The sequence below is a fragment of the Sphingomonas zeae genome (assembly GCF_014197135.1).
Classification (GTDB): domain Bacteria; phylum Pseudomonadota; class Alphaproteobacteria; order Sphingomonadales; family Sphingomonadaceae; genus Sphingomonas; species Sphingomonas zeae.
Genome location: NZ_JACIFA010000002.1, coordinates 273,205 through 293,538, shown reverse-complemented (window position 1 = coordinate 293,538; position 20,334 = coordinate 273,205). Strand labels below are relative to the sequence as shown.

General features: G+C 65.8%; 24 protein-coding genes. 7 read left to right on the top strand and 17 right to left on the bottom strand.

What is annotated here, in order from left to right; all coding sequences use genetic code 11:
- The 4 genes from ilvC to GGR45_RS04505 all read left to right on the top strand — a co-directional run bounded on the left by ilvC (nt 1) and on the right by GGR45_RS04505 (nt 4,925).
- On the top strand, nt 1-1,020 hold the full coding sequence (gene ilvC / locus GGR45_RS04520) for a ketol-acid reductoisomerase (RefSeq protein ID WP_175312946.1): 1,020 nt from the start codon (nt 1-3) through the stop codon (nt 1,018-1,020).
- Nucleotides 1,021-1,392: 372 nt separating this feature from the next.
- Complete coding sequence (locus GGR45_RS04515; RefSeq protein ID WP_175312945.1) at nt 1,393-1,998, top strand: YceI family protein; 606 nt, start codon at nt 1,393-1,395, stop codon at nt 1,996-1,998.
- Nucleotides 1,999-2,325: 327 nt separating this feature from the next.
- Nucleotides 2,326-3,984 (top strand): 2-isopropylmalate synthase, encoded by a 1,659-nt coding sequence (leuA, locus tag GGR45_RS04510; RefSeq protein ID WP_175312944.1) that lies wholly within the window; start codon nt 2,326-2,328, stop codon nt 3,982-3,984.
- Nucleotides 3,985-4,121: 137 nt separating this feature from the next.
- A complete protein-coding gene (locus GGR45_RS04505; protein ID WP_175312943.1) occupies nt 4,122-4,925 on the top strand; it encodes a hypothetical protein in 804 nt (267 codons plus the stop codon).
- Nucleotides 4,926-4,928: 3 nt separating this feature from the next.
- On the opposite strand, the gene GGR45_RS04500 is transcribed toward GGR45_RS04505, so the two are convergent.
- The 9 genes from GGR45_RS04500 to GGR45_RS04460 all read right to left on the bottom strand — a co-directional run bounded on the left by GGR45_RS04500 (nt 4,929) and on the right by GGR45_RS04460 (nt 11,925).
- Nucleotides 4,929-6,389: a porin gene (locus GGR45_RS04500; protein WP_175312942.1), complete on the bottom strand. Its 1,461-nt coding sequence runs from the start codon at nt 6,387-6,389 to the stop codon at nt 4,929-4,931.
- Between the two features lie 102 nt (nt 6,390-6,491).
- Nucleotides 6,492-6,845: a dihydroneopterin aldolase gene (locus GGR45_RS04495; protein WP_175312941.1), complete on the bottom strand. Its 354-nt coding sequence runs from the start codon at nt 6,843-6,845 to the stop codon at nt 6,492-6,494.
- Nucleotides 6,842-7,588, bottom strand: a complete 747-nt coding sequence (locus tag GGR45_RS04490) for an SDR family oxidoreductase (RefSeq protein ID WP_175312940.1) — start codon at nt 7,586-7,588, stop codon at nt 6,842-6,844. The genes GGR45_RS04495 and GGR45_RS04490 overlap by 4 nt, the downstream gene beginning before the upstream one ends.
- Nucleotides 7,585-8,211, bottom strand: a complete 627-nt coding sequence (gene folE, locus GGR45_RS04485) for a GTP cyclohydrolase I FolE (protein WP_175312939.1) — start codon at nt 8,209-8,211, stop codon at nt 7,585-7,587. The genes GGR45_RS04490 and folE overlap by 4 nt, the downstream gene beginning before the upstream one ends.
- A 130-nt stretch (nt 8,212-8,341) precedes the next feature.
- A complete protein-coding gene (gene fghA, locus GGR45_RS04480) occupies nt 8,342-9,184 on the bottom strand; it encodes an S-formylglutathione hydrolase (RefSeq protein ID WP_175312938.1) in 843 nt (280 codons plus the stop codon).
- Nucleotides 9,181-10,041 carry a formyltetrahydrofolate deformylase gene (gene purU / locus GGR45_RS04475; protein WP_285138764.1) on the bottom strand — a complete coding sequence of 287 codons (861 nt, stop codon included), beginning with the start codon at nt 10,039-10,041 and terminating at the stop codon, nt 9,181-9,183. The genes fghA and purU overlap by 4 nt, the downstream gene beginning before the upstream one ends.
- Entirely contained in the window at nt 10,038-10,427 is a 390-nt protein-coding gene (locus GGR45_RS04470; RefSeq protein WP_175313109.1) for a VOC family protein, read from the bottom strand. The genes purU and GGR45_RS04470 overlap by 4 nt, the downstream gene beginning before the upstream one ends.
- The gene (locus tag GGR45_RS04465) at nt 10,427-10,813 is read right to left on the bottom strand and encodes a VOC family protein (RefSeq protein WP_175312937.1); all 387 of its coding nucleotides are present in this window, start codon (nt 10,811-10,813) and stop codon (nt 10,427-10,429) included. Before GGR45_RS04465 ends, GGR45_RS04470 begins: the two co-directional genes overlap by 1 nt.
- Nucleotides 10,813-11,925, bottom strand: a complete 1,113-nt coding sequence (locus GGR45_RS04460) for an S-(hydroxymethyl)glutathione dehydrogenase/class III alcohol dehydrogenase (protein ID WP_175312936.1) — start codon at nt 11,923-11,925, stop codon at nt 10,813-10,815. The genes GGR45_RS04465 and GGR45_RS04460 overlap by 1 nt, the downstream gene beginning before the upstream one ends.
- Nucleotides 11,926-12,031: 106 nt before the next feature.
- Between GGR45_RS04460 and GGR45_RS04455 the strand changes: the two genes are divergently transcribed.
- Together GGR45_RS04455 and GGR45_RS04450 are read left to right on the top strand one after the other, a co-directional pair.
- Nucleotides 12,032-12,235 (top strand): hypervirulence associated TUDOR domain-containing protein, encoded by a 204-nt coding sequence (locus GGR45_RS04455; RefSeq protein WP_056434174.1) that lies wholly within the window; start codon nt 12,032-12,034, stop codon nt 12,233-12,235.
- A gap of 56 nt (nt 12,236-12,291) precedes the next feature.
- On the top strand, nt 12,292-12,552 hold the full coding sequence (locus GGR45_RS04450; protein WP_007405135.1) for an SWIB/MDM2 domain-containing protein: 261 nt from the start codon (nt 12,292-12,294) through the stop codon (nt 12,550-12,552).
- A 56-nt stretch (nt 12,553-12,608) separates the two neighbouring features.
- On the opposite strand, the gene GGR45_RS04445 is transcribed toward GGR45_RS04450, so the two are convergent.
- The 7 genes from GGR45_RS04445 to GGR45_RS04415 all read right to left on the bottom strand — a co-directional run bounded on the left by GGR45_RS04445 (nt 12,609) and on the right by GGR45_RS04415 (nt 19,233).
- Nucleotides 12,609-13,019: a hypothetical protein gene (locus tag GGR45_RS04445; RefSeq protein WP_175312934.1), complete on the bottom strand. Its 411-nt coding sequence runs from the start codon at nt 13,017-13,019 to the stop codon at nt 12,609-12,611.
- Nucleotides 13,020-13,177: 158 nt separating this feature from the next.
- Nucleotides 13,178-13,951 (bottom strand): exodeoxyribonuclease III, encoded by a 774-nt coding sequence (xth, locus tag GGR45_RS04440; RefSeq protein ID WP_175312933.1) that lies wholly within the window; start codon nt 13,949-13,951, stop codon nt 13,178-13,180.
- A gap of 1 nt (nt 13,952) precedes the next feature.
- Nucleotides 13,953-14,291, bottom strand: a complete 339-nt coding sequence (gene erpA, locus GGR45_RS04435; protein ID WP_175312932.1) for an iron-sulfur cluster insertion protein ErpA — start codon at nt 14,289-14,291, stop codon at nt 13,953-13,955.
- Nucleotides 14,292-14,466: 175 nt separating this feature from the next.
- Nucleotides 14,467-15,207: a M23 family metallopeptidase gene (locus GGR45_RS04430; protein ID WP_175312931.1), complete on the bottom strand. Its 741-nt coding sequence runs from the start codon at nt 15,205-15,207 to the stop codon at nt 14,467-14,469.
- An 87-nt stretch (nt 15,208-15,294) separates the two neighbouring features.
- Entirely contained in the window at nt 15,295-16,119 is an 825-nt protein-coding gene (locus tag GGR45_RS04425; protein ID WP_175312930.1) for a ferritin-like domain-containing protein, read from the bottom strand.
- Nucleotides 16,116-16,571, bottom strand: a complete 456-nt coding sequence (locus GGR45_RS04420; RefSeq protein ID WP_175312929.1) for a peroxiredoxin — start codon at nt 16,569-16,571, stop codon at nt 16,116-16,118. The genes GGR45_RS04425 and GGR45_RS04420 overlap by 4 nt, the downstream gene beginning before the upstream one ends.
- Nucleotides 16,558-19,233 (bottom strand): bifunctional [glutamine synthetase] adenylyltransferase/[glutamine synthetase]-adenylyl-L-tyrosine phosphorylase, encoded by a 2,676-nt coding sequence (locus GGR45_RS04415; RefSeq protein WP_175312928.1) that lies wholly within the window; start codon nt 19,231-19,233, stop codon nt 16,558-16,560. Before GGR45_RS04415 ends, GGR45_RS04420 begins: the two co-directional genes overlap by 14 nt.
- 113 nt (nt 19,234-19,346) lie before the next feature.
- Here GGR45_RS04415 and GGR45_RS04410 point away from each other — a divergent pair, with 113 nt between their 5' ends.
- On the top strand, nt 19,347-19,511 hold the full coding sequence (locus tag GGR45_RS04410; RefSeq protein WP_175312927.1) for a hypothetical protein: 165 nt from the start codon (nt 19,347-19,349) through the stop codon (nt 19,509-19,511).
- Between the two features lie 5 nt (nt 19,512-19,516).
- Here GGR45_RS04410 and GGR45_RS04405 read toward each other — a convergent pair whose 3' ends face one another.
- A complete protein-coding gene (locus GGR45_RS04405) occupies nt 19,517-20,320 on the bottom strand; it encodes a DUF6624 domain-containing protein (protein ID WP_175312926.1) in 804 nt (267 codons plus the stop codon).
- Nucleotides 20,321-20,334: the final 14 nt, after the last annotated feature.

The window sequence follows — 20,334 nt, the reverse complement described above, 5'->3', positions numbered from 1 at the left end:
ATGCGTGTGTATTATGATCGCGACGCCGATCTGAACCTGATCTCCGAAAAGAACATCGCCATCCTGGGTTACGGCTCGCAGGGCCATGCCCATGCGCAGAACCTGCGCGATTCGGGGGTCAAGAATGTCGCGATCGCGCTGCGCCCCGGCTCGGCCTCGGCCGCCAAGGCGGAGGCTGCGGGCTTCAAGGTCCTGTCGAACAAGGAAGCGGCTGGCTGGGCCGACATCCTGATGATCCTGGCCCCCGACGAGCATCAGGCTGCGATCTATGACGCCGACCTGAAGGACAATATGAAGCCGGGCGCCGCGCTTGCCTTCGCGCACGGCCTGAACGTGCATTTCGGCCTGATCGAGCCGCCTGCCGACATCGACGTCATCATGATCGCGCCCAAGGGTCCGGGCCATACCGTGCGCAGCGAATATGTGCGCGGCGGCGGCGTGCCCTGCCTGATCGCCATCCATCAGGACGCCAGCGGCAACGCGCATGACGTGGCGCTGGCCTATGCGAGCGGCGTCGGCGGTGGCCGCTCGGGCATCATCGAGACCAACTTCCGCGAAGAGTGCGAGACCGATCTGTTCGGCGAGCAGGCCGTGCTGTGCGGCGGCGCGACCGCGCTGGTCCAGGCGGGCTTCGAGACGCTGGTCGAGGCGGGTTACGCCCCCGAAATGGCCTATTTCGAGTGCCTTCACGAACTGAAGCTGATCGTCGACCTGATGTATGAGGGCGGCATCGCCAACATGCGCTACTCGATCTCGAACACCGCCGAGTACGGCGACATCAAGACCGGCCCGCGCATCATCACCGAAGAGACCAAGAACGAAATGAAGCGCGTACTCGCCGACATTCAGTCGGGCCGCTTCGTGAAGGACTTCGTGCTCGACAACCGCGCCGGCCAGCCCGAACTGAAGGCCAGCCGCATCGCCGCCAAGCGCCACCCGATCGAACAGGTCGGCAGCGAATTGCGCGCGATGATGCCGTGGATCGGCGCGAACAAGCTGGTGGACAAGGCGAAGAACTGATTTTTCGCGGGGGTGGGCTCGGTGAGACACTGGAGCCCTCCCCCATCCCAGTTTCAGGTAAACGATGCCCCGCATCGTTTAGGTCATGCCGGGGGCATGACCGACCTGAAACTCGCTTGCGGGAGGGGTGCGTTACTGGGCCACCATCACGCGTAACCGCCTCCCATCAGCGAGTTGCATGGTATCTCGGGGCCTTGCCGCCGCCGCAAGCACGCCCCTCCCGCAAGCGGGAGGGGATGGGGGAGGGAACGGGGCCTCGCAGAGACCACCCTCACCGCCCCAACCCGGAAACGCATCGTTGCGACTCTAGCCTTTGACGTGCGTTAACCGCACGGCCCACAAAGGTCGCAGTCCAACAGGGAGATTCCACCCATGCGTTTCGCCGTTCCCGCCGCCCTGGCGCTTGTCCTCGCCGCCCCCGCCGCCATCGCCCAGACCCAGCCCGGCGCCCCGGTCGCCTCGCGCGTCGTCGCGGGCACCTATGCCGTCGACCCCGCTCACACCCAGGTCACCTGGTCGCTGAACCATATGGGCTTCTCGATGCTCGAGGGGCAGTTCGGCGCGTCGGAAGGCACGCTGACCATCGACCCGGCCAAGCCGCAGGCCGCCAAGGTCGACGTGACCTTCAAGATCAACGATCTCTCGGTCACCGCCGCGCCCTTCGCCAATCACCTGAAGTCGAAGGACTTTTTCGACGCCGCGACCTATCCGACCGCGCGCTTCGTCTCGACCGGCGTGAAAGTCATGGGCACCAAGGCCGTCATCACCGGCAATCTGACCATCAAGGACCAGACCAAGCCGGTGACGCTGAACGCCACCTTCTTCGGGGCGGGTACCAATCCGATGTCGAAGAAGCTGAACATCGGCTTCCGCGCCATGGGCAAGATCAAGCGTTCGGACTTCGGCGTCGGCGCCTATGTCCCGGTCGTGGGTGACGAGGTCGACCTGACGATCAACGCCGCCTTTACCGCGCAGTAAGTCCCCTCTTCCATCTCTCATCCGCGAAAGGCGGGGTCGCGGAATTGCGGCTCCGCCTTTTGCGTGGCTGACGATCCGCTGAAAAATTTGTCACCACGCAACAAAGCGTGTGCCCGGTCCATCGGCGATATGGACAAGGCTCTTTCGACACGGCATGAACCTGCCACCATGATCGCCGCGCCGCTGCTCCGTTCGCTTCGACTTATCCGCCCTTAGGGGAGGATCGGCGTGGCCATGCGCGACTTCCCTAAGGGCCGAATGAACCGATAGACCTGCCCCCGCCGCGCCTTTGGCCAGATGCGGCCGAGAATGCTGGAAGACCCGATCATGCTCCGCGATCCTTCGACCAAATACCGCCCCTTCCCGACCATCACTCTGCCCGACCGGCAATGGCCCAACCGCACGATCACGAAGGCGCCGCGCTGGCTGTCGACCGATCTTCGCGACGGCAACCAGGCGCTGATCGACCCGATGGACGCCGAGAAGAAGACGCGGATGTTCGACCTGCTGGTCAAGGTCGGGCTGAAGGAGATTGAGGTCGGCTTCCCCAGCGCGGGCGCGACCGAGTTCGACTTCATCTCCGGCCTGATCCGCGAGGATCGCATTCCGGAGGATGTGACGATTCAGGTGCTGACCCAATCGCGCCGCGACCTGATCGAGCGCAGCTTCGAAAGCCTGGAGGGCGCGCGCACCGCGATCGTCCATCTGTACAATGCGGTCAGCCCGGCCTGGCGCAAGATCGTCTTCGGCATGACCCGCGACGAGGTCCGGACGATCGCCGTCGAGGGCGCCAAGATCCTGCGCGACGAGGCGGCCAAGCGCCCCAACACCGACTGGTTTTTCGAATACAGCCCGGAAACCTTCTCCACGGCCGAGCTGGATTTCTCGGTCGAGGTCTGCGCCGCCGTCATGGACGTGCTGAAGCCGACGCCCGACCATCCGCTGATCCTGAACCTGCCCGCCACCGTCGAATGCGCGACGCCCAATGTCTATGCCGACCAGATCGAATGGTTCGGCCGCAACATCCCGAACCGCGACTCGGTGGTCATCTCGCTCCACACGCATAACGACCGGGGTACCGGCGTCGCCGCCGCCGAACTGGGCGTGATGGCGGGCGCCGACAGGGTCGAGGGCTGTCTGCTCGGCAATGGCGAGCGGACCGGCAATTGCGATCTCGTGACCGTCGCGCTCAACATGTATACGCAAGGCGTCGACCCCAAGCTCGACCTGTCGGACATCGACGAGGTGGTGAACACGGTCAATTACTGCACCAACCTGCCCGTCCATCCGCGCACGCCCTATGCAGGCGATCTGGTTTTCACCGCCTTTTCGGGAAGCCATCAGGACGCGATCAAGAAGGGCTTCGCGGCGCAAAGCCAGCGCAACGACGATCTGTGGGAAGTCCCCTATCTGCCGATCGACCCCGCCGATCTCGGCCGCTCTTACGAAGCGGTCATCCGCGTCAATTCGCAGTCGGGCAAGGGCGGCGTCGCCTGGGTGATCGAGCAGGACAAGGGGCTCAAGCTGCCCAAGCGGCTCCAGGCCGATTTCAGCCGCCATGTCCAGGCGATGGCCGACGCCACCAGCCGCGAGCTCAACGCCGCCGATATCTGGGGCGGGTTCGAGGCGACCTATCTGCCACGCGAAGGCGACCGTTTCGTTCTGCGCGACTATGAGGAAAGCGGCTCGGCGGGCCAGCGGACCTTTATCGGCCGCGTGCAGGTGGATGGCGAGGAGCGTTCGATCTCGGGGCGTGGCAATGGCCTGATCTCCAGCGTGATCGCGGCGCTGGCCGACACGACGGGGCCGAACCTGGAAGTCATCGACTATAACGAACACGCCATCGGTCACGGCGCGGACGCACAGGCCGCCGCCTATGTCGAAGCCCGCACCGCCGATGGCCGGATCGTGTTCGGCGTCGGTCTCGACACCGACATCGCGACCGCCAGCGTCCGCGCGGTGCTCTCCGCCGCCAATCGGGCCTGATCCGGTGCTTCGCGTCTGCCTCGGCTAAGACGGCGATCGGTGGACGCGTTCGCCCTGGTCATTCCCCCCCTGCGAGGGGAGGTGGCAGACCGACAGTCTGACGGAGGGGTGTCCCGGCTTATGGTGTCTCCGTCATCATGAGCACGGCTGCCCCTCCATCGTCACGATGGGCATTCATCTCCGAACGCTACCGCGAAAAGCTGCGCGAGCGCGGCGCGTCGATTACGCTCACCGTGCTGGCGCACCTGCTCCTCGCATGGCTGCTCTTCCATCTGGCACCCAAGCTGATCGACCCGGAAAAATCCTCCTCGCTCAACACCTTTTCGGTTTCGCCTTCCGATCAGGAGGCGGGTGCACCGGTGCCCAAGACCCGCACGGCGACGCGTAAGCCCGCTTCCGCCGGTGGCTCGAAGGCCCCGGTGAGCGAAAAGCGCCCCGACACGCCCAAGCCGCCCGCCGAAAAGGCCGCCGACACGTCCACCGCGACGCCATGGCAATGGGGCGACAAATCGCTGTTCGACGCGGGCGACATTGCCGCCCTTCCCAAGGGCGAGGGCAAGGGCGTCGGGTCAAGCAAGGGCGATGACCGGGGCGAAGACAGCACATCGGCCTATGGCCCCGGCGAAGGACCGGGCGGCAAGCGGCTCTACAACGCCGAATGGTTCCCGCGCCGCCCGACCAATGCCGAGCTGAGCGGCTATCTACGCGGGCCTGCCCCCGATGGCGGCTGGGCTTTGATCGCGTGCCGCACCATTCCCGACTACCGCGTCGAAAATTGCCAGGTCCTGGGCGAATCGCCGGTCGGCTCCGGGCTGGGTCGAGCGATGCGCGAGGCCGCGTGGCAATTCCGCGTGCGTGCGCCCCGCGTCAACGGCAAGGAGATGATCGGCGAATGGGTTCGCATTCGGATCGACTTCAGCACGACGCGGGTCGGCAATTGACCCTCAATAGGTGAATTGCAGCTGGGTTCGGATCACGTCGCCCGTCGCCCGGCCCGTCCGCCGAGCATCTGCCTCGCGCCGCTCCATCCGCGCATAGGCGAGCGTCAGCTCCAGGGCCTCGACCAGCTGGATTTCGGTGCCCAGTTCCCATTCGTCGGTTTCCAGACGCGGCGCGTCGACATTGGCCTTCCATCCGCCGCGATAGTGCTGCCACCGGGCATAGGGGATGGCGCGGCCGATCGGCGTCTTGCCGACATTCGCCATCAGTTGGACATAGCCGCCACCCAGACGGCTGGAGCGGATTGCCCCAAGCGCATTGTCATATTGCGGTCCCCAGCCGGTCGTCCATTCGGTCTGGATGCCGAAGGGCTGTGGATAGAGGATGGCGTGGACGACGACGCGGTCATCGCGATAGTCGACCGAGCTGACCCCGCCGCTGCGCAATTCGGGCCGGAAACGGTTGAACATCGCCGAGCCGCCAATCTCCAGCACCTGCCCCCGGAACAACGGCCCCAGCCCGTCGAGCGCAAAGGGCCAGGTGGCCATGGCGACCTTCATCAGATTGTCGGTGCGCTCGGTTCTATTGGTGCCCTGCCCATTGTAGAGCGCCACCCCGAAGGCGCCGTAATTACCGAACAGCTTCTGCTTGTTCTTCGTCAGCCGGTCCCAGATCGCCTGGACCGGGGCGGGGGTATAATAGGCATTGATCCCGACATCGCGCTCGCCGGGAACCCCGCTGTTGATCGCATCCGACCGGTCGAGCGGCACCCGGTTGGACGAGGACTGCAGATTCTCCCAGCCGAACGGCACCTTGGATTGGCCGAAACGCAGGCGCAGGCGACGCTCGGGATCAACGAACCAGTCGACATAGACGTCGCGCAACTGGCCGAAATTCTCGCGCCGCTCGGTACTGGACTGGTTGTTTACCGCCGCGCCGAAATCATGCTGGAAATAGAGTTGCAGCCGGTCGGTGATATCGCCCTGCAACACCAGTCGCGCCCGACGCAGCAGGAAGCCGCCATCCTCGTTGATCGAGCTGTCATGGACCGAGCGCAGGCGTGAGCCATTGGGGCCGGCCACATCCTCGCTATCCAGGACGGAATTGTAGCGAAGCTGCGTATAACCGCGCAGGCGCAGACGTTCATACCAGGGCGCACGGGAGGATGGCGGCTTGGCGACCGACGCGACGCGCGGGGATGAAGCAGGCGCAGGAGTCGCCACGGCGATTTGCGGCGTGGCGGTGGGCTGGGCGGTGACGGGGGTAGAAGCCGGCGCGGCCGAAACGGCGACGGCCCCCGCTCCCTTCTGCGCATCGGTCAGCACCTTGATCTGCGCCTTCAGTTCATCGATCTGGCGCTGCAATTCCTGCACCGTCTGAGCGGCGGCGGGTGTCGGACAGCTCGCCACTATCATCGCGGCGGCGATCCCGTAACCGGTCCGCTGGGGTGTCGACCTGATCGCCATGTTCTTCCGCCCTGTTTGCGGCGGCGACTTAGGACGGCTCCGGCTCTTTCCGCAACAGATTGATGACAGTTCCGTGATATTCTCGTGACAAACCGATCGGTGTCAGCGCGTCCGCTCGATCTCGCACCCTACGCGCGCATCGGGATAGATGCCGGTCTTCATCGAACGCACCCTCACCGATACCACCCGCGCGTCAGCCAGGCACAAGGCCGCCACCGCCTCGCAAAGGCTTTCCTGAAGCGCGAAGCCTGCCCCGCGTGCCATCGCCAATATGCCCTCGCGCAGGAAGTCATAGTCCAGCACTTCCTCGATCTGGTCGGCACTGGGGGCGGCGGGATAGCGGACGGTCATCGCGACCGACAGGCTGACCGGCTGCGGTTCGGCTTCATGCGGGTGGATACCCAGCCGCATGGCGACGTTCATGTCGTCGAGCAGAATCGTATAGGTCGCGGTCATCTCCGCCCCTCGAACATCACATCGCCATCACGGCGGCAGAAGCGCTGGCCACAATCGACGTAGAGCGTCTGCCCCCTTATCCCCCGCGCGGTCAGCAGGAAGGACACCGCCTCCGCGACCGCACCCGCCCCGATCGGGCGGCGGAGCAGGTTCTTGGTTGCCGCCTCGGCGAACTCATCGTCGCTCTGGTCGCCGCTTTGCAGGGTCAGGCCCGGCGTGACCGCATTCGCCGCGATGCGCGGCCCCAGCGCCTGCGCCAGCATCGTGTTCGCCCCCGCCAGCGCGAATTTGGCGCAGCTATAGGCGAAGAAGTCGGGATTGGGATTGGCGAGCTTCTGGTCGAGGATGTCGACCACCGCGCCGTCCGCGACATCGTCCTGTCGCGCCAGCGCCGAGGCCAGCAACACGGGCGCGGCGGCGTTGACGGCGTAGAGCCGCGTCATCAAAGCGGGATCGACTTGGGGCGGCCGGTCGAACATGAAGGCCGAGGCGCTGTTGACCAGCCCGTCGATCGGGCCGCCTGCCGCCGCGCGTGCCCGCATGAACAGGGCATCGATCCCGTCCAGCTCGGACAGGTCGCCCTGCACCATCGGCGCGGCCAGTTCCGCGGCGAGCGCCGCCGCCTCTGCACCCGAACCGTTATAATGGATCACCGGCCGGTGCCCGTCCGCCTGCAGCCGCCGCGCAATGCTCGCGCCCAGCCTTTTGGCCGCTCCGGTCACGAGGACGGTGCGCCGCTTCATCCGCCCAGACCCATCAGCGACAGCACTTCCTTGCGGCTGCGATCGTCGTCGCGGAATACGCCCATCATCCGGCTCGTCACCATCGAGACGCCCGGCGTCCGCACCCCGCGCGCGGTCATGCAGGCATGGGTCGCCTCGATCACCACCGCGACGCCCAGGGGCTTCAGATTTTCCCAGATACAGTCTGCGACCTCGGCGGTCAGCCGCTCCTGCACCTGCAAGCGTCGCGCGAAGCCGTGAAGGACGCGCGCGAGCTTGGAGATGCCGACGACATGGTTGCGCGGCAGATAGGCGATGTGCGCACGGCCGATGATCGGGGCCATGTGATGTTCGCAGTGCGACTGGAAGGGAATGTCCTTCAGCAGCACGATCTCGTCATAGCCGCCGACTTCCTCGAACACCCGCGACAGGTGGACGGCAGGATCATCGCCATAGCCCGCGCAATATTCGCGCCACGCGCGCGCGACGCGCTTCGGCGTATCGATCAGCCCTTCGCGCGTTGGATCGTCGCCTGCCCAGGCGATCAGCGTGCGGATGGCGTCGGCGACATGATCGGGCACGGCGATCTTGCCGTCCTGACCGATCAGGTCGCCATCCTCCGGATCGCCATGCGCGCAGCTCATATCTCGTCCTTCATGCCAAAGCCGGTGCGATAGCGGATCGATTGCCGGGGTGCAAAATCCAGGCTCCCCGTGCCGGCCACTCATCCATCCCGTTCAGCCTGAGCGGAGAATAGGAGGTGGTAAAACCGGTTCAGCGGCGCAATCGCGCTGCCGCCCAGGCGACATGATCCGCCATGAAGGTGGAAATAAAATGGTAGCTGTGATCGTAGCCCGGCTGCATCCGGAGCGTCAGGGCGATGCCCGCCTTCTCGCACGCCTCGGCCAACAATTCGGGCCGAAGCTGCTCGGCCAGGAACTGATCGGCGTCGCCCTGATCGACCAGCAGGTCGGGCACCCGCGCGCCGTCCTCGATCAGCGCGACGGCATCCGCCTGTCGCCACGCCGTCCGGTCCTGCCCCAGATAGCCGCCAAGCGCCTTTTCACCCCATGGCACTTGGCTCGGAGCGACGATCGGCGCGAAGGCCGAAACGCTGCGAAAGCGATCCGCGTTGCGCAAACCGATGGTCAGCGCGCCGTGCCCCCCCATCGAATGCCCGGTGATCGCTTGCGCGCCCATGTCGACCATCGGGAAATGCTCCGCGATCAGCGCGGGCAGTTCCTGCTCGATATAGGTCCGCATCCGGAAATGCTTTGCCCAGGGCTCCTGTGTCGCATCGACATAAAAGCCTGCGCCCTGCCCCATGTCATAGGCATCGTCATTGGCCACGCCTTCCCCGCGCGGCGACGTATCGGGCGCGATGAAGATCACCCGGTGCCCGGCACAAGGCCCCCGAAACTCACCCTTTTCGGTGACATTGGCATGGGTGCAGGTCAGCCCGGACAGATACCAGAGGATGGGCAGTTTCTCCCCCTCCTCATGCGCGGGCACGAAGACCGAGAAGGTCATCCGCGTGCCCGTCGCTTCGCTGTCATGGGCATAGACGCCCTGCACGCCGCCATGCGCCTTGGAGGTCGAAATCGTCTCGATCGTCATCGGAACACCACCGTCCGGTTGTCATTGAGGAAGACCCGCCGTTCCCCCACCCAGGCGACCGCGCGGGCCAGCACCTGCGCCTCGATATCGCGGCCGATGCGGATCAGGTCGTCGACGCTGGCACGGTGATCGACCCGCTCGACCGCCTGTTCGATGATCGGCCCCTCATCGAGATCGGCGGTCACGAAATGCGCGGTCGCGCCGATCAGCTTCACGCCGCGCGCGTGTGCGCGGTGATAGGGCTGCGCGCCCTTGAAGCCGGGTAAAAAGCTGTGATGGATATTGATGCACCGCCCCGGCAGGGCCGCGACCAGCCGCGCGCCCAGCACCTGCATATAGCGGGCAAGGACAAGATAGTCGGCGCGGCTCTCCTCCATCAGCCGGAGCATCGCCGCTTCCTGCTCGGCCCGGTTGGCATCGTCGACCGGCAGATGATGCCAGGGCAGGCCATGCCATTCGACCAGCGGGCGCAAATTGTCATGGTTCGACACGACGCCGACGATCTCCACCGGCAGCGCGCTGGTCCGCCAGCGATGGAGCAGGTCGTTCAGGCAATGCGACCCCTTCGACACCGCGATCAGCATCCGGGGCCGCTCGGCGGCGGGGGCGACATGCCAGTCAAAGCCGAACCGCGCCGCCGGTTCGGCCAGCGCCGCCCGAACCCCATCGACCGACGCGGGGAAGCGATCCCCCTGCCCGGTGAAGACGATGCGCAGGAAGAAGCGCCCCGTCTCCAGATCGGCATATTGCTGGCTGTCGAGGATGAACCCGTCAGTCCCCGCCAGCGCGCCCGACACGGCGGCGACGATGCCGACCCTGTCCTGGCACGCCAGCGTCAGGATATAGTCGTTGCTCACGCCTTGGGCAGGCGGCAGCCAAGGCAGAGCTTGTTGCCGTCCGGATCGCGCAGATAGCCCAGATAGGCCGGCCCCAATGGCGTCTGACGCTCTCCCACCGGCGCTTCGATCGCGGTGCCTCCATTCGCCACGGCCGCCGCATGAGCGGCGTCGAGTTGCGCCGGATCGGCCGCACCCAGCCCGATCGTCCCGCCATTGGCGAAGGTCGCCGCCTGCCCGTCGATCGGACGGCTGACCATGAAGGCCGCGCCGTTATGCAGATACAGGATGCGCTCCGCATGGGGGTCTTGCATCCCGGGCTTGCCGCCCAGCGCCGTGAACAGCGCGTCGTAAAAGATCTTGGACCGCGCGATGTCGTTCGATCCGACCATGACATGCGTATACATCAAGCCGCCTCCATCAGATGCCGCGCGCACAGCTTGTTGCCGGTCGGGTCGCGCAAGTAAGCGAGATAGACCTTGCCCACCGGCATTTCGCGGACGCCCGGCGGGTCCTCGATCGCGGTGCCGCCATGCGCGAGGCCCGCCGCGTACCAGGCTTCTGCCTGCGCGGGCGAGTCCATCGCGAAGCCGAGAGTCGCGCCGTTGGCATGGGTCGCGGGCTCGCCATTGATCGGCTTGGACAGCAGGAACCGCGCACCCTTGTGGCTGTAGATCAGCCGTCCCAGGGGATCAACCACGCCCTCGGGCGCGCCCAGCACGCCAAGAATGGCATCATAAAAGCGCTTGGCCTCGGCGATGTCGTTCGCCCCCAGCATGACATGGCTGAACATCAGAAGATCACCACGCTGCGGATGCTCTCACCCGCGTGCATCAGGTCGAAGCCCTTGTTGATCTCTTCCAGCGTCAGGCGATGGGTAATCATCGGGTCGATCTCGATCATGCCGTTCATATACCAGTCGACGATCTTGGGCGTATCGGTGCGACCACGCGCGCCGCCGAACGCGGTGCCGCGCCAGTTGCGGCCCGTGACCAGCTGGAACGGCCGCGTGCTGATCTCCTTGCCCGCCTCGGCCACGCCGATGATGATCGAGGTGCCCCAGCCGCGATGACAGGATTCCAGCGCGGTGCGCATCACTTCGGTATTGCCGGTCGCGTCGAAGCTATAGTCTGCGCCGCCATCGGTGAGTTCGAGAACCTTGGCGATCGTCTCCTCGCGGCTCAGCCCCTTGGAGTTGAGGAAGTGGGTCATGCCGAAGCGGCGGCCCCATTCCTCGCGGTCGGGATTGATGTCGACGCCGATGATCCGGCCTGCGCCCGCCAGCTTGGCGCCCTGAATGACGTTCAGGCCGATGCCACCCAGACCGAAGACGACGATATTCTCGCCCGGCTGGACCTTGGCGGTGTTGACCACCGCGCCCACGCCGGTCGTCACGCCGCAACCGATATAGCAGCTGGTGTCGAACGGCGCGTCCTGACGGATCTTCGCCACCGCGATCTCGGGAAGGACGGTGAAGTTCGAGAAGGTCGAGCAGCCCATATAATGGAAGATCGGCTGCCCCTTGTAGCTGAAGCGCGTCGTGCCGTCGGGCATCAGGCCTTTGCCTTGCGTCGCGCGGATCGCGGTGCACAGGTTGGTCTTGCCCGACAGGCACGACTTACACTGGCGGCATTCGGGCGTGTAGAGCGGGATGACATGGTCGCCCGGCACCACGCTGGTCACGCCCGCGCCCACTTCGCGCACGATGCCGCAGCCTTCATGGCCCAGCACGCTGGGGAAAATCCCCTCGCTGTCGAAACCGTCGAGCGTATAGGCATCGGTATGGCAGATGCCGGTCGCCATGATCTCGACCAGAACCTCACCGGCCTTGGGACCTTCCAGATCGAGTTCGACGATTTCGAGCGGCTTCTTCGCTTCAAAGGCGACGGCGGCGCGGGTCTTCATGGGTTCCTGTCTCCTTGGATGGCGCCCTGATGCCCCGTGGCGTGCGCTGGTGCAACCAACGAAAGCCCCGAGGGATTGATGCGGGTTACCAGCCGGGAGAGTGATGATGACCGAATTCAAAAAGGGCGATCATGTCGAATGGAACAGCCATGGCGGCACCGCCGAGGGCAAGGTCGTGAAGAAGCAGACCAGCGACACGACCATCAAGGGCCATACCGTCCGCGCATCCAAGGATGAGCCGCAATACATAGTAGAGAGTGACAATGGCGGAAAGGCAGCGCACAAGGCGGACGCGCTGAAAAAAGCGTGATTCACGCGCGTCCTGCCAACGGGCCGGGATGCTGAAGGATTATAGGAAGGAAACACATGGCCACCGCAACCACGGGCACCGGCATCCACGCCCCGGTCCAGCCGTCCGAGGAACTGGGCGCGATCGTCGGCAACGAGAAGCTGCCGCGCAGCCAGGTCATCAGCAAGGTGTGGGACTATATCAAGGCCAACAACCTGCAGAACCCCGAGAACAAGCGGGAAATCCTGGCCGACGACAAGCTGAAGAAGGTGTTCGGCAAGGACAAGTGCACCATGTTCGAGATGAACAAGTTCATCTCGGCGCACCTGAAGAAGTAAGCCTTCTTACGCGCCCCGGCCGCCATGCCGGGGTGCCCCCTTCCCCGCTCGCGCGGTTATCGCAGGTCGAGGACCAGCGGCTTGCGCGCGGGCGGTGTCGCGGCCGGAGATGGCGTGCGGCTCACGGGACGCGTCGCGGAGGTCGTCGGCGTTGCCGATGGTGCCGGATTGCCCGCATCGACACGGCCCGCCTCGATCTGGTTCAGCCGCTGCTCGACCAGTTGCGCATCCAGCAGCTTGCGATCCCCCTGCATCGCCGCGACCTGCGCCTCCAGCGCGGCGACGCGCTGTTCCAGCATTTTCACCCGCACCTGATCCTCGGTCTGCGCGACCATGTCCTTCGCCGCCTTTTCCTGGCGCGCGCGTTCCTGCGCGTCGGCGTCGGCCAAGCGGTCGTCGGTACGGCTATTTTGCTGGCAGGCGGCCAGTGAGAGGCTGAGGAGCAACAGGGAAGCGGCACGGCGCATAGATGGTTTCTGTTCCAGTAATTCCTCCCCTGCAAGGGGAGGGGGACCATGCGAAGCATGGTGGAGGGGTGTAACCGCCAGCGATGGTTCACGCCATCGGCCGTGACACCCCCCGTCAGGCCTCCGGCCTGCCACCTCCCCTTACAGGGGAGGAATTATCAGTCCCGCAATTTCACCCAGGTGGGTGCATGGTCGCTCGCCTTTTCCCGGCCGCGATAGCTTTTGTCGACGCCCGCATCGACCAGCCGATCGGCGGCCTGCGGGCTGAGCAGCAGATGGTCGATGCGGAAGCCCGCATCGCGCTGCCACGACCCGGCCTGATAGTCCCAGAAGGTCCACACCCCGCCCTTGGGCGCGCGGGTACGCAGCGCGTCCGTCCACCCTTGCGCCAACAGCCGGCGATAGGCCTGACGGCTCTCCGGCTGCATCAGCGCGTCGCTGGCCATGGCGGGCACGGAGAAGGTGTCGTCGTCATGGGGGATGACGTTGTAATCCCCGGCCAGCACGGCGGGCACTTCCTCGCCAAGCAATGCGCGTGCGCGCATCGCCAGCCGCTCCATCCAGCGCAGCTTGTAATCGAACTTCGGCCCCGGCAGCGGATTGCCATTGGGCAAATAGAGCGAGGCGACGACCAGCCCGTTCACCTCGCATTCGAGGTAACGGCTATGTTCGTCTTCATCCTCTCCCGCCAAACCCCGCTGCCGCTCGACCGGCTGGGTACCGCGCGCAAGGACGGCGACGCCGTTCCAGCTCTTCTGGCCATGCCAGACGGCGCCGTATCCGACGGCCTCGATATCCTGGATCGGGAAAGTCTCGTCGCTGGCCTTCAGTTCCTGAAGACAAACGATATCCGCATCCGCCTCGGCCAGATATTCGAGCAGGCGGGGCAGACGGGCCTTGATCCCGTTGACGTTATAGGTCGTGATCTTCACGTCAGACCGAGAAGCTGGTGCCGCAGCCACAGCCCGAGGCAGCGTTGGGATTCTTCACCTGGAAGGCCGCGCCGCCGAGCGATTCGACATAATCGACCTGCGCCCCCCGGACGAGATCCAGGCTGATGCTGTCGACGACCAGGCGAACGCCATCGGTCTGCGCGACCATATCATCGTCGGCAGGCGCATCGGCCAGGCCGAATTTGTACTGAAAGCCCGAACAGCCGCCGCCTTCGACCGACAGACGCAGGATGGCGGGCTTGTTCTGCCGCTCGGCGATCGTCGCGACGCGAGCCGCGGCGGCCGGGGTCAGCGCGATTTCGGAAATGCTGGTGGCCATGGGGCTGAGATAGGCGCGAGGGACCGGAGGGGCAATCCCACTAATCCTCCCTGGTACGGGGAGGGGGACCAGCGAAGCTGGTGGAGGGAGCTCGCCACGCAGGACGCACTATGAGGAAGCCCCCCTCCGTCAGGCCTGCGGCCTGCCACCTCCCCGTACCGGGGAGGAATAAACGTTAATCCTGCGCGGCGGGGCCGTCGGTCGAGACCGGGATCTGGTGGATCGCATGATCCTGCGACGCGGTCAGATAGTCGCCGGTGGTCAGGAAAGGGATCGGGTTGACGGCATGACCGTCCATGCGGACTTCGTAATGAAGATGCGGACCGGTCGAACGGCCGGTCGAACCCATCAGCGCGATCAGCTGGCCGCGGGTGACGCGCGCGCCGTCGGCGACCAGAATCTTGGAGAGGTGGCCATAGCGGGTCGCGATGCCCTTGCCATGATTGACCTCGACCAGATTGCCATAGCCGCCCTGCCAGCCCGCATGATCGACGATGCCGTCGGCGGTGGCATAGATCGGGGTGCCGACCGGACCCGGAATATCGACCCCGGCATGCATCGCGGCGGTGCCACGGAAGGGATCGGAGCGAATACCGAAATTGCTGGTGAACTGGAGCTTTTCGACCGGATGGACCGAGGGGATCGCGATGACGCCGTTCGGCCGGGCGTCCATTTTCTTCCAGGTCTGGAACAGGGTGCGGAACTGCTGGTCGGTGCGAAGGTCGGCCGAGGCTTCGGCGCTGTTAGCGGGGATGAACTCTCCTCCAATAGCCTTGGGAGCGGCAGGAGCCGGAGCGGCGGCGGGCGCCGAATGGGCCATCGCCATCTGGCCGGACAGGCCGATCGTCAAGGTAGCGAGGAAAACAGAGCGGACACGCGATGCAATCGATTTACCCGAGAGTGCCAGTTGATTCATCGAACCCCGAACCCTTGTCGCCGAACGATCCCGCAGTCGGAAAAGCCCGGCTTCGTTCATCCTATGCTGTGTCGCAGCCCCACCGCGTTACAGTCGGTCAGCTTGTGCCTTTATGGGTTCCTCGTCCGCAAGAGGCGCATAGAAATCCCGCGTCAAACCGGCCGTATCGCGCGCCGAAACGTTGAACGGTGGCTTAACGACCCCGCGGAAATGGCGCCGGACCAGCATCCGCCAGTGTTCCGCGGGTTCGATGTCATGCCCGGCGGCTAGATAGCCGAACCATTTCGCGCCGAATCCGACATGCCGAATCTCATCGGTATAGATGCGGTTGAGGATACGCGCGGACGGCTCGTCACCTCCGGCGCGAAAGCGCGCGACCGTCTCCGGCGTGACGTCCAGCCCCCTCGCCTCCAGCACCATCGGCACGACGGCGAGCCGCGCCATGGCATCGTGCGCGGTTTCCTCCGCCGCTTCCCAAAGGCCCGCATGGGCGGGCAGTTCGCCGTAACCCGACCCCAAAGTCTTCAACCGGCGATGGAGAACAGCGAAGTGCATCGCCTCGTCCGCGCCGACCGAAATCCAGTCGTCGACAAAGGTGCGCGGAAACTGGCCGCCGAACCGCCCCGCCGCGTCGAAGGCCAGATCGATCGCCGCGAACTCGATATGCGCCAACGCATGGAGCAGCGCGATCCGTCCCTTTTCCGATCCGCCGCGCCCACGCTTGGGCATCCGGTTGGGCGGCAACAGCTCGGGCCGGTCGGGACGGCCGGGCGCATCGGGCATGGCGACGTCGAATTCATGCGCCAGCGCACCCCGCCGCCAGCCACGCGCCACCGCCCGCGCGGCCTGCACCTTGGCCAGCGGATCGCTTTCGCGCAGCACGCCTGCGCAGGCCTGGGCGATCGTCGTCAAAGCGCGCGCGCCGCCTCCAGCACGGCCTCGGCATGGCCGGGCACCTTCACCTTGCGCCAGCTCTGCGCGAGCTTGCCGTCGCGGCCGAACAGGAAGGTCGCGCGCTCGATGCCCATATAGGTCTTGCCGTAGAGCTTCTTTTCACCCCAGACGCCGAACGCCTCGCAGGCCGCACCGTCCTCATCACTCGCCAACTCGACGGTCAGCGCATGTTTCTCGCTGAACTTGCGATGCTTGGCCGGGCTGTCCTTGGAGATGCCGATCACCCGCACGCCCGCGCCCGCGAACTCCCCGGCCAGCGCGGTGAAGTCCTGCGCCTCGCGCGTGCAACCGCTGGTGTCGTCCTTGGGGTAGAAATAGACCACCAGTGGTCCCGCCAGATCACCCAGCACCAGCGCCTCGTCGTTCGCGGTCTTCACCGTCACCGCCGGGATCGCGTCACCCTGTTGCATCTTCGCCTCCTTGCCAGACTTCGGCCACCTCCTGCCGCGTCGCCTCCAGCGTGGCAACCACCGTCGCCCAGTCGGCCAGCCCCATGGCGCGCGCGATCAGGGGGCGGGTCGGCTCGGGCGGCTCCTGCCCGTCGGGCACCAGCAGGCGGAAGGACACCAGCGCGCGGGTCAGCACGTCATGTGCCTGCGCCATGGACGGCGGCGTCAGTCCCTCCGCTACCAGCGCCGCAATCGCCCGCCCCAGATCGGGGTCAAAGCCGGTACGGTGGATCAGCTGCGTCCGGTGCACCGCGAACTCCAAATCGACCAGCCCACCCGGCAGCAGCTTGATATCGAGCGGTCCCTGTGGCGGCTTGTGCCGCGCCATCTCGGCGCGCATTTCGCCCGCTTCCGCCGCGATATCGCGGGCGGGCCGGTTGCCGTTCAATACATCGGCGACGATCGCCGCCACCGCCGCCCGCGCGTCCGCCGAACCGAAGATCGGCCGGGCGCGGGTCAATGCCATATGCTCCCAGGTCCAGGCGTCTTCGCGTTGATATCGCGCAAAACTTTCGACCGAGACGACCAACGGCCCCTGCGTGCCCGAGGGCCGCAACCGTGTGTCGACCGGATAGAGCGGCCCCGCCTGGGTCGGCACCGACAAGGCCGCCGTCACCCGCTGCGCCAGGCGGTTATAGTAAAGCGTTGCCCCCAGCGGCTTCGGCCCATCGGACTCGCCCGCAAAGTCGCCGGTGAACAGATAGACGAGGTCGAGGTCGGAGGCATGGGTCAGCGCCGCGCCGCCCATCCGCCCCAGGGCCAGGACCACCAACTCGCTGCCGGGCACCCGGCCATGCGCCGCGACGAATTCGTCCACCGTCGCCTGCGCCAGCACGCCGACCGCCGCCTCGGCCACGCGCGCATAGCCCCCCGCCACCTCCAGCGGATCGGCCCGCCCCGCGACGATCTGCGCGCCCAGAGCAAAGCGCAACTCGCCGACGACGCGGCGGACATGGTCCAGCCGGTCCTGATAATCCTGCCCCGCCTCGCCCCCGCGCATCGCACGTTCGAGGAATTTGACGGCAGGCAACGGCTCGAACGCGGATGCGTCAATAAGCCCGTCCAACAGCGCGGGGCGCCGCGCCAGCTCCGCCGCAAGTGGTGCGGCATGGCTGAGGATCGCGACGGTCAGGCTGGCGAGCCCCGGCCGCGCCTCCAGCAGCCGGAAGATGTTGATCGCGCTGGTCATCCGCTCGAACAGCGAATCGAGTTTCAGGATCGCGGCGTCAGGATCGGGCGCCTCGCCCAGCGCCTCGACCAACGTCGGTAATACCGCGTCCAGCGCCTCGCGCGCCGCCGGGCTGCGCAGCGCGGCATAGTCGCCGCCGCGCCATGCCGAAATCCGCCGGGCCGCCGCCTCGACATCCTTCAGACCTGCTCCCGCCAGCCGCTCGTGCAGCAGGACCGGATCATGCGGCAGGCGCGGCCGTTCGTCGGCGTCGAGCGCGTCATAGAAGCGCCCCACCTGCGCGGTGACGGGGGCGAGCATGTCGACCAGCGCCTCGCCATCCACCAGCCCGTGAAGCCGTGCGACCCGTCCCAGCCCCTCGCCCATCGGCAGTTGATGGGTCTGGCGGTCGTCGATCATCTGGACCCGGTGCTCGATGGTGCGCAGCAGCACATAGGCATCGGTCAGCGCGGCCGCCTGCCCCCCATCGATCCGTCCCGCCTGGGCCAGCTTCGCCAGTGCGTCGCGGGTCGCGGGCGCGCGCAGCGCCGGGTCGCGGCCGCCATGGATCAACTGATGGATTTGCGCGAAGAACTCGATCTCGCGAATACCGCCGCGCCCGCGCTTCAGGTCATAGCCCGGCCCCATAGCCTGCCCCTGCGCATGATGGTCGCGGATGCGGCGGGTCAGGTCGCGAATCTCGCCGACCGCGCCGAAATCGAGCGCGCGCCGCCACACGAACGGCCGGATCGCGTCGAGGAAACGCTGCCCCAGCGCCAGATCGCCCGCTGCCGCGCGCGCCCGGATGAACGCCGCCCGCTCCCAGGTCAGCGCCTGGCTTTCATAATAGGCGATCGCCCCCTCGACGGGTATCGCGATCGGCGTCGCCTCGGGCGAGGGCCGCAGCCGCAGGTCGACGCGCAGCACATAGCCATCGCCGTCGCGCGCCTGGAGCAGCTCGACCACCCGCTTGCCGATCCGCACCGCCGCATCCTCCGGCTCCTCGCGTGGACGGCGGGGCAGCGTCAGCGGATCGAAGATCAGGATCGGGTCGATGTCGGACGAATAATTGAGTTCACGGCTGCCCTGCTTGCCCAGCGCAATGGCGGCGAAACCGACCGGCTCGGCACCGGGCGTGCGTTCATCGATCGCGGCACGGATCGCTTGGGTTAGCGAGCGGTCGGCGAAATCGCTCAGCCTGTGCGTGACCTCGGTCAGATCGTACAGCCCCGCCAGATCGCCCAGCGCGATGGTCAACGCCAGAGCGCGCCGCTCGCGACGCAACCGGGTGCCAACCGGCAAATCATCCGCCACGGCGGGCGGCGCCAGCAGCTCGCCCGCCAATGCCGCCGCCTCGATGTCGGGCTCCCGGTCGAGCAACATCGCCAGAAAGGACGAATGCCGACGCGCGCGGGCAACGGCATCGGGCAAGGCGGAACGGGACAGGCTGTTCATACCCGCGCTTCTACGCCGCGGGACGCACCGAAAGAAACACTTTCCAATAGGTTAACAAAAAGCAATTCAGATGATTTGCAACTTGTCAAGCCGTGATCGGTTATGTTGCCATGATGAGCACCGAAACCGGGACCAGCGATATCCGCATCGTCCGCGCACCGCAGCGCACGGACGATATCGGCTGCGTGCTACGCTCGGCCTATTCCCGGCCGGCGCGGTTGCCGGATCATTGGGTGCGGTTGCTCGCGCGGCTAGATCGGCGGCTCGGGCAGTCCTGATACGGCTACCGCTCGCCGGATTGGCAGCGGCCAAGGCTTTTATCCATTTCAGCCAGATATTCCGCCACGGGAGCCAGACCCACCGCGGCGCGCAGACGGTTTACCGCCTTCTCCTCCTCCAATGGCTGGGAAAGGCGCCTGCCCTTATCACATATCGCCTGCGTGCCGTAGCGCTGCTTGCCGGTGATCTTCAGCATCACGCGATCGTACAGATAGGCATAGTCCGTCTGGGATACGTCGCCACTCGGCACAAGCGGCTCCATGGCGCGGAGCACGGCGAGCTGAAACGCCGGGTCGGCATCCGCATGCTGAACCAGTAGCCAAGCCTCCCCCGCTGCGTCATCGCCGACATCCGATCGCTTGGGCCAGCCCCGCTCCGCGACGATCCGTTTGAGCCATTCGGTATTTTCATGGTCTTCGACCATGGCAGCCGCCATGAGACGCGCCCGAATGATGGCGCCGACCGGCTCGGGGACGGCCGGAGCCCTTACCAAGCCGTCTGGCCTCCAGTCACCGACATACCGCAACATTTGCTCGCCCATCGGGCGCGCCATCAGCAGATCATGAAGCTTGGGCGTCTTGGAAGCGCTGATCTGTTTGGCCGCCCCCACGGCCATCAGATAAGTGTCCACGATCGGCACGGCAGTTTCGAGAGACTGCTGGAAGGCGGAAAAATCAGCCCAATGGGATATATGGGGAGCAGCGCTCACCTGCGCGCATAGCACATCGTCAACGGGCGCCTCTTTCAGTATAGGATCGACGATACCAAGAGCACGCAGTTCAGCCCGCGTTTCAGCCAAGCCCTGCATATAACACGCCATCA